Source organism: Patescibacteria group bacterium, from assembly GCA_018817085.1.
GTDB lineage: Bacteria > Patescibacteriota > WWE3 > CG2-30-40-12 > CG2-30-40-12 > CG2-30-40-12.
Map to the genome: position 1 here is coordinate 1 of JAHIUT010000019.1, position 7,576 is coordinate 7,576.

The 7,576-nt window shown below is 38.3% G+C and carries 7 protein-coding genes; 6 read left to right on the forward strand and 1 reads right to left on the reverse strand.

All coding sequences use genetic code 11. From position 1 onward, the window contains the following. From metG to KJ678_01295, 3 genes are all read left to right on the forward strand, one after another. Window positions 1-1,430: methionine--tRNA ligase (metG, locus tag KJ678_01285; GenBank protein MBU1016778.1), on the forward strand; the 1,430-nt coding region annotated here is incomplete at its 5' end. A 106-nt stretch (window positions 1,431-1,536) separates the two neighbouring features. Then, the gene (locus tag KJ678_01290) at window positions 1,537-3,087 is read left to right on the forward strand and encodes a glycosyltransferase family 2 protein (protein MBU1016779.1); all 1,551 of its coding nucleotides are present in this window, start codon (window positions 1,537-1,539) and stop codon (window positions 3,085-3,087) included. Continuing rightward, window positions 3,084-4,541, forward strand: a complete 1,458-nt coding sequence (locus KJ678_01295) for an undecaprenyl/decaprenyl-phosphate alpha-N-acetylglucosaminyl 1-phosphate transferase (GenBank protein MBU1016780.1) — start codon at window positions 3,084-3,086, stop codon at window positions 4,539-4,541. The genes KJ678_01290 and KJ678_01295 overlap by 4 nt, the downstream gene beginning before the upstream one ends. Before the next feature lie 104 nt (window positions 4,542-4,645). On the opposite strand, the gene KJ678_01300 is transcribed toward KJ678_01295, so the two are convergent. After that, complete coding sequence (locus tag KJ678_01300) at window positions 4,646-5,107, reverse strand: hypothetical protein (GenBank protein ID MBU1016781.1); 462 nt, start codon at window positions 5,105-5,107, stop codon at window positions 4,646-4,648. Window positions 5,108-5,133: 26 nt separating this feature from the next. Here KJ678_01300 and rsmA point away from each other — a divergent pair, with 26 nt between their 5' ends. The 3 genes from rsmA to KJ678_01315 all read left to right on the forward strand — a co-directional run. Further along, on the forward strand, window positions 5,134-5,979 hold the full coding sequence (gene rsmA, locus KJ678_01305; protein MBU1016782.1) for a ribosomal RNA small subunit methyltransferase A: 846 nt from the start codon (window positions 5,134-5,136) through the stop codon (window positions 5,977-5,979). A gap of 43 nt (window positions 5,980-6,022) precedes the next feature. Then, window positions 6,023-6,967 carry a peptidoglycan bridge formation glycyltransferase FemA/FemB family protein gene (locus KJ678_01310; protein MBU1016783.1) on the forward strand — a complete coding sequence of 315 codons (945 nt, stop codon included), beginning with the start codon at window positions 6,023-6,025 and terminating at the stop codon, window positions 6,965-6,967. 63 nt (window positions 6,968-7,030) lie between these two features. Further along, window positions 7,031-7,576 (forward strand): aminoacyltransferase (locus KJ678_01315; GenBank protein ID MBU1016784.1); only part of this gene is annotated, 546 nt, incomplete at its 3' end.

Sequence of the window (7,576 nt, forward strand, 5' to 3'; positions counted from 1 at the left end):
ATATGCTAAAAAAGGTTCTTATTACTACCGCTATAGACTATACAAACGATGTAATCCATATTGGTCACCTTTACCAAAAGGTGCTAGCCGATTGTTACGCCCGTTATTACCGAAATTTAATAGGACGCGAAAATGTCCGCTTTTTAACAGGAACCGATGAGCACGGACAAAAAGTGGAAAGAGCGGCAAAAGAAAACAACAAAACCCCTAAAGAATTCGTGGACGAAATCGCATTTCTTGATAAAAAAGAACAAAGCTCTCTTAATATCTCTTACGACAGATTTATAAGAACAACGGACGACGACCATAAAAAAACGGCGGCGGATTTTTTTGAAAAGGTTTATAAAGCGGGATTTATTTACAAAGCAAAATATACCGGTTTTTACTGCGAAGGATGCGAAGAATACAAAACCGCAAAAGATTTAGTTGCGGGTAAATGCCCTTTACACCAAACCAAAGACATTAAAAAACTATCCGAAGAAAACTACTTTTTTAAATGGTCGGCTTTTCAAGATTTTTTAGAAAAACATTTTGCCAAAAACCCAAACTTTGTTTTGCCCAAAGCAAAATTCAACGAGATGAAGTCTTTTTTGGAACAAGGCGTCAACGACATTCCCGTATCCCGCCCAACTCTAAAATGGGGCATCCCCTTGCCTATAGACAAAACGCAAGTGATTTATGTGTGGTTTGACGCTCTAATAAACTATTACACCTACGCCAAGCCTCTTGGGTTTTGGGACAACGATACCAAAATAATTCACTTTTTAGGAAAAGACAACGCCAGGTGGCATACCCTTTTATGGCCGGCAATGCTTAAAGCGGCGGGAAAAAAACTTCCCGATACCGTTTATGTTAACTCTTTTTTGAGCCTAAACGGACAAAAAATAAGCAAGAGTCTGGGGAATGTAATTAAAGCTTCGGAACTAACAGAAAAATTCGGAACGGACGCTGTCCGTTACTATCTCCTTAAATACGGACCATTGCTTGAAGATGCAGATATCTCTTTGGATAAAATAAAAGAAGTTTATAACAGCGAGCTTGCTAACAATCTTGGGAATTTGGTGTCAAGGGCAGCCAAACTTCTAGAAGAGCAAAATCTCAAATCTCAAATCTCAAATCTCAAATCCAAAACCGAAAATCTCAAAACTAAAATACAGGAAAATATGGAAAGTTACAGGCCGGATTTGGCATTGCAGGAAATACAGCTTTACATAAACAAATTGAACAAGTACATCCAAGAAAAAAAACCGTGGGAAAAGGGAGGAAGCGAAAGAATAAAAATTATGGAACCTGTTTTAACAGATTTAATAAATGTGGCGACCTTGTTAAAACCTTTTATGCCCGAAACGGCGGAAAGGATAAAGGAAATATTTTCAAGCGGGGGAATAAAGGCGTCCGAACCATTGTTTAGGAGGATAGGAAAAGGTTGACACGCCCGTCATTGCGATCCCGAGCTTTAGCGAGGGAGAAGCAATCTCACCTAGATTGCTTTGCTCATTGCATTCGCTCGCAATGACACCGTGAAGCTAATAATTTATGACTACCGACATTCATAAAACCTACATAGAAATAGAAAAACAACACCCTCTTCTTTTTAGGTTTCTTGAAATTGTGCCGGGTTTTATAACATGGGCAACGCTTTTGTCCCCAATATGGCTTGGGATTCTCGCTCCCCGAATTATGTTGTTTTTTTTAACCTTTTTGTCCATTTACTGGATATACCGCGCAACTATCCACGCTTGGGGAACTTTAAAAGGCATTAAACTATATTATGCCGAAATTAAAATAAATTGGCTTAAAAAATGCAAGGAACTTAAATTCTCGGAACTGCCCGATACAAACGAACTTCCAAAAAATTTTTCCGCTTTAAAACATTTTATTCTTATCCCCACCGTAAGTGAGCGGTTTGAAGTGTTGGAACCCACATTTAAAGCTCTGTGGGAAAGTAATTACCCAAAAGAAAACTTTTTTATTGTCGTTCCCATAGAAGAAAAGGGAGAAAAAATAGTTAAAACATCTCTACGAAAAATAAAGGAAAGATATCCTTTTAAAAACCTCTTAGTTTACACGCATCCTGCCAATATCCCGGGAGAGGTAACCGGCGTTGGGTCGCCAAACAGAACATGGGGCGCTAAACACGCCATACCCGATTTAAAAAAGGGGGGGGTTGAAATAAAAGATTTTATTTTCACTACTATGGATTCGGATACCGTAGTGCATAAAGAATTTTTTGCAAGACTTTCGTACGAGTATTTAGTGAGCGACAAAAGATTAAATAAATTTTTTAGCACCGCTGTTTTTCTTTTTAACAATAACCTTTGGAAAGTACCTATGCAAATGAGAATAGAAGCAAACAGTGTAACTTTAGGAACTTTGTCCAGTTGGGTTATAGAAAAAGCCACCCGCGAAACTTTTTCTTGCTACAGCTCCGCTTTGCAAACTCTGATAGATGCCCACTTTTGGGATGTAACCACCATTGACGACAGTGTGTTCTTTTGGAGAGCTTTTTTTGCCCGAGACGGGGATTTTGAAGGCAGGTGCTACTTTATCCCCGTCTCAAACGACGCCGTTCAAGGCGAGTCTCTTGTTAAATCCCACATTAGTTTATACAAACAGCTCGTGCGCTGGGGTTGGGGGAGCATAGTTTTTCCCATTTCAATGTATGGGTTCATAAAAGGAAAAAACATCCCCAAAACTTCAAAACTTTTATGGACATTCTCAAAAATTGAACGGCATTTTATATGGAGAACCATTGCTTTTTTAATTACCTTTGGGTTTGCCCTATTAACACTCGTAAGTAAAACTATCCGCCATTCGTCCGCAGTTTATCGTCTGCCTCAAATAATAAGTCTAATTTTAAGCTCCGCTCTAATTTTAATAATTCCAGTTACCCATTTTAGATTAAAACTCGCGCCCAAAATACCAGAAGAATGGCCATGGTGGAAAAAAGTAATGGCGTATTTAGAAGGGCCATTAATAATGATAAACTTATTAACATATTCGTTTATTCCTTTTTTGGAGGCGGAAACTAAAATGATGTTTGGGAAAAAATTTAAAAAAACTTATTACACACCAAAAATAAGATGAACCTTTTACTAAAAAACCTAAAAACCGACCAAAAATTCTTAATCTCTCAAACCATATCTTTTGGACTTGTGTTGTGTTCGCTTTTTATGATAAAAATTTTAGGCAGAGATTTGCCCAACCAAGTACCTCTTTTTTTCACCAGAACCTGGGGAGAGGGGCAACTTGCGCCAAAGGTTTTTCTTTATCTAATACCGATAGCCCAAACGCTTTTTAGCCTCGTTCATTTGCTAATAATAAATGCTTCCATAAACAAACGGAAAAACGAGTACGCCACCATTTTTAATTATCTAAATATTTTCGTTGGTTTTCTTATAACCGCCTTTTTGCTAAAAATTGTTGCCAACCTCTCCTTTTTTCCTTATAACAAAGTGGACGCGAGATTTATAAACATACTATTTCCGTTCTTAATAAGCTTTTTAATAAGCGTTTTTAGCGGAAAGTACATTATTAAACTTGCCCGCAAATTAAATATAGTAACAAACCCAAACACCGATAGCCATCCCGCTATGCTTATTAAAACACCCATTCCTCGCGCGGGAGTCTTAATTTTTTACGCCGGCTTTATAATTACCTCTCTTATTTTTCTGCCATTAAACAGCAAAAGAACTATCGGCATTCTTATTGGAACAAGCCTGATGACCCTTTTGGGGGTATTGGATGACAAATACAAAGATATAAACAGATATATAAGGTTGGGCGCTATGGCAATGATTGCCGCCATACCAAGTTTATTTGGCGTTATTATTTTTTATTTAAACAATCCTTTTAACGGCCCAATAAAATTGGACTCGGTGGTGTTTAAGTTCTCGGCATTTAGTACTGAACATAAAATTTATATTCTTGCTGTAATATTTTCCATAATGTGGATGCTTTGGATAATGAACACTTTGTCATGGTCAAACGGCATAGACGGGCAGTTTTCGGGAATTGCGGGAATTGCCGCTTTGACCATAGCCATTCTTTCCTTGCGATTTGCAAAAATAGACCAAGAAAACATCAATACCGCAACTTTAAGCGTTATAACCGCAGGCGCAGTTTTTGGAACAACCCTTTTTACTTGGTACCCTCAAAAAATATTATGGGGGTTTGGGGCAACCGCCGTAGGACTTGTTCTGGCGTCAACCGCCCTTCTTTCGGTATCAAAAGTAGCTATAGCCTCTTTGGTATTACTTATTCCTTTAATGGATGGCGCAGTGGCAATAGTTAGAAGAGTCTCAAAAGGCAAATCGCCTTTCTACGGAGACCGGGAACATTTGCATCATAAACTTTTGAACATGGGGTGGTCCAAACCTCAAGTCGCCCTATTTTACTGGGTAATAACCGCCGCTTTAGGAATATGCGCTATAGTGTCTTCCGGAAAAAACACCATCCTTACCGTAACCACCTTTGGCGGTATCGTAGGGTTTGTTATTATTTTGTTTAATTTGTTTAGCGTGAAGAAGGGGAAAGAGTAACTCTTAAACCCAAGCAACAACCGCTTGTCATTCCGGACTTGATCCGGAATCCAGACATTCCTTTCCTAGATTCCGTGTCTACGCACGGAATGGCATCCAAAGAATTAAATTAGATACACCAAACTCCCCAAAATAATCAAAATCTGAATAGTTATCCCAATAAGCATAGGGGCCTGCGTTTGCAATTTTCTCTGTATATTCGTTAAGCCTTTTATAAAAGCGGGGGCAGAGTCCAAATAAATATACGGCGCCTCCAAAACATCGGGCAGTACCGCCACAATACCACATAAAAAACTTGTTATCGCCAGAGCCGTGTTATGGTCAAGCCAAAGGTATTTAGCAGTAAATAAAACACCAACCCCAATACCTAACCCAATGTCCGCCATAACCGCAAGAACACGCCACCCCTTTAACCGTTCCTCTTTTTTAGTGTTGCTAAAAAAATCCCAATGGGGCGTTAAATCCCCTAAAAAATGGGACAAAAGAGCTATCGGCACAGCTAAAAAAGGGATTGGCACAAACTTCGCTATAACTAAACCTATAAAAACATGAGGTGTTAAAAGCATTGTGAGAACTATAATAGTACAAAGGTATGGTAAAATCAACTGAACAAATGTTAAAACCAAAAAAAGCGCTGGGACAGAACTTTTTGGTGGACAAAAATGTCCTTTTAGCTTTTTTGTCCGTGGCGAATATCTCTCCAAAAGATACTGTAATAGAAGTGGGGGCGGGAACAGGAACTATTACAAAAGAGCTTGCCAAACAAGCCAAAGAGGTTTTGGCCGTAGAAATTGATAAAGACATATTCCTACAACTTGAAAAAAATGTGAGTGACCTTCGCAATGTAAAAATTGTAAATTCTGATATCTTAAAATTCACCCGCCTAGACCGCCATCAGGCGAGGCTGGTTGATAATTATGTAGTGGTTGGAGCAATTCCTTATCAAATAACTTCTCCGCTAATACACAAACTCCTCACAGCGGAAAATCCGCCCAAGACCATAACCTTTATAATTCAATACGAGGTAGCAAAGAAAATATGCGCCGTACCCCCAAACGCCACATATCTCTCAAATTTTGTGTCTTTGTACGGAACCTCAAAACTTACCAAAAAAATAAAACCTTTCGCCTTTAATCCACAACCTTCCGTAAATTCCGCTATAATACATATAGAAAAACATAAAACCCTGCCTGCCACAGACGATATGCTAAAATGGTCGGCGTTTTTGCATAGGGGATTTAAACACCCAAGAAAAATGCTGGGAAACATTTTTGGAAAAGAAGATTTATTAAAAGCGGGGATTCCTCCGCAAAAAAGAGCGCAGGAATTGACTTTGACGGAATGGGAGAACTTATATCAAATGTCAAAAGTAAAATGTAAAATGTCAAAACCACATCTCAAAACCTTAAAGCTGGAGAAATTCAGATTTGAGATTTAAGATTGAAAAAGTTAGCATAAACAGAGAGGGGTAAAATTATTAAATGTTTATAGACAGAAAAAACAAAATTCCCCCCCACATCGTTCAATCACCAGCGTGGGGAGAGGTAAAAACAATGCTGGGAACAAAAAGCGTAAGGACAAAAAACGGCGTCCAATTTACGCTCCATAAAATTCCTATGCTTAACAAAAATTTTGGATTTTGCCCTAAAGTGTCGCCTTCAGAAATTGACTGGAACGATATCAAAAAACTTGGGAAAGACAATAACTGCGTATGCATTAGATTTGACACGCCCAACAGCGCAAAGGGACAATTTTCGGAAAAGTTTAAAAAATATTGCGTTAAGGCTCCTAAAAACACTTTTGCGCAAAAAACTTTGTTTCTGGATTTAACCAAAAGCGAAGAAACCCTCCTAAAAGAGATGCATTCCAAAACAAGATACAACATACGGCTTGCGCCCAAAAAGGAGGTAGTGGTAAAAGAAGCTAATAAAGAAAAGCTTCCTATTTTTCTAAAACTGCAAAAAGAAACCGCTAAAAGGCAGGGTTTTTACATCCACAACGACCACTATTTTAAAACCGTCTTTGAGGAACTTTCTAAGCGCGATATGGCGAAACTTCTTATTGCGTACAAAGAGGATACACCGCTTACCGCGTGGTTGCTTTTTGTGTATAAGGAAGTAATTTATTATGTATACGGAGGGTCTTCGGAAGAATATAAAAATCTAATGCCCTCAAACCTAATGGCGTGGGAGGCGATAAAACTTGGAAAAAGTTTAAATTGCAAATATTTTGATATGTGGGGCATTGCGGACAATCCCGAAAACAGCAAAGACCCGTGGTATGGGTTTACAAAATTTAAGCTGGGGTTTGGCGGAAATATTGTAGAATTTGAAGATTCTTGGGATTTGGTTTTGGAACCGCTACCGTACAAACTTTTTAATATGGCGGAAAAGATAAGGTGGGTGTTATTAAAATTTAAAAAATGATTTAAAAAAAGGAGTATCCTTTTTCAAAGGATACTCCTTAGTTAAGTTTTTGATACTAATACTGTGGACATTAAACAATCTCACCAATGGGGAAATTACTTAAAAAGCTTGGGTTGGGAATCCCTTTACATCCCGCAGGCTGTGCGAATTAAGCCTCTTTTGTTTTGGTCAGCAATTAAAATTCAACGACCTTCGCAGATATCCGAGGAGTTTCTTAATAAAGTAGATAAAATAGCCCGAGAAAAAAGGGCATTGTTTGCGATAATAGAACCAAAAACTTGCGAAAACGAAAATATTTTTCCAAAACATCGTTATCGCCCCTATAAAGAACCGCTATCCTTTACCAAAACTATAGTTGTGGATTTAAAGCCAAGTCTAGAAACCCTGCTCAAAAGCTTTTCCAAAGACACCAGACAAAAAATCAAGCGCGAAACCAAGGTAAAAATAGGGTTGAACCCGATTTTGGTTGAAGAGTTTTACAAATTGTTTGCTCAAACTGCTAAACGAAAAAAGTTTTGGATTCCTCCTCTCCTCGAAATAAAGACCAAAATATCCTCTTTCGGCGAGGATGTATTTGTGGTTACGGCTTTTTATAAAAAAACGCCAACA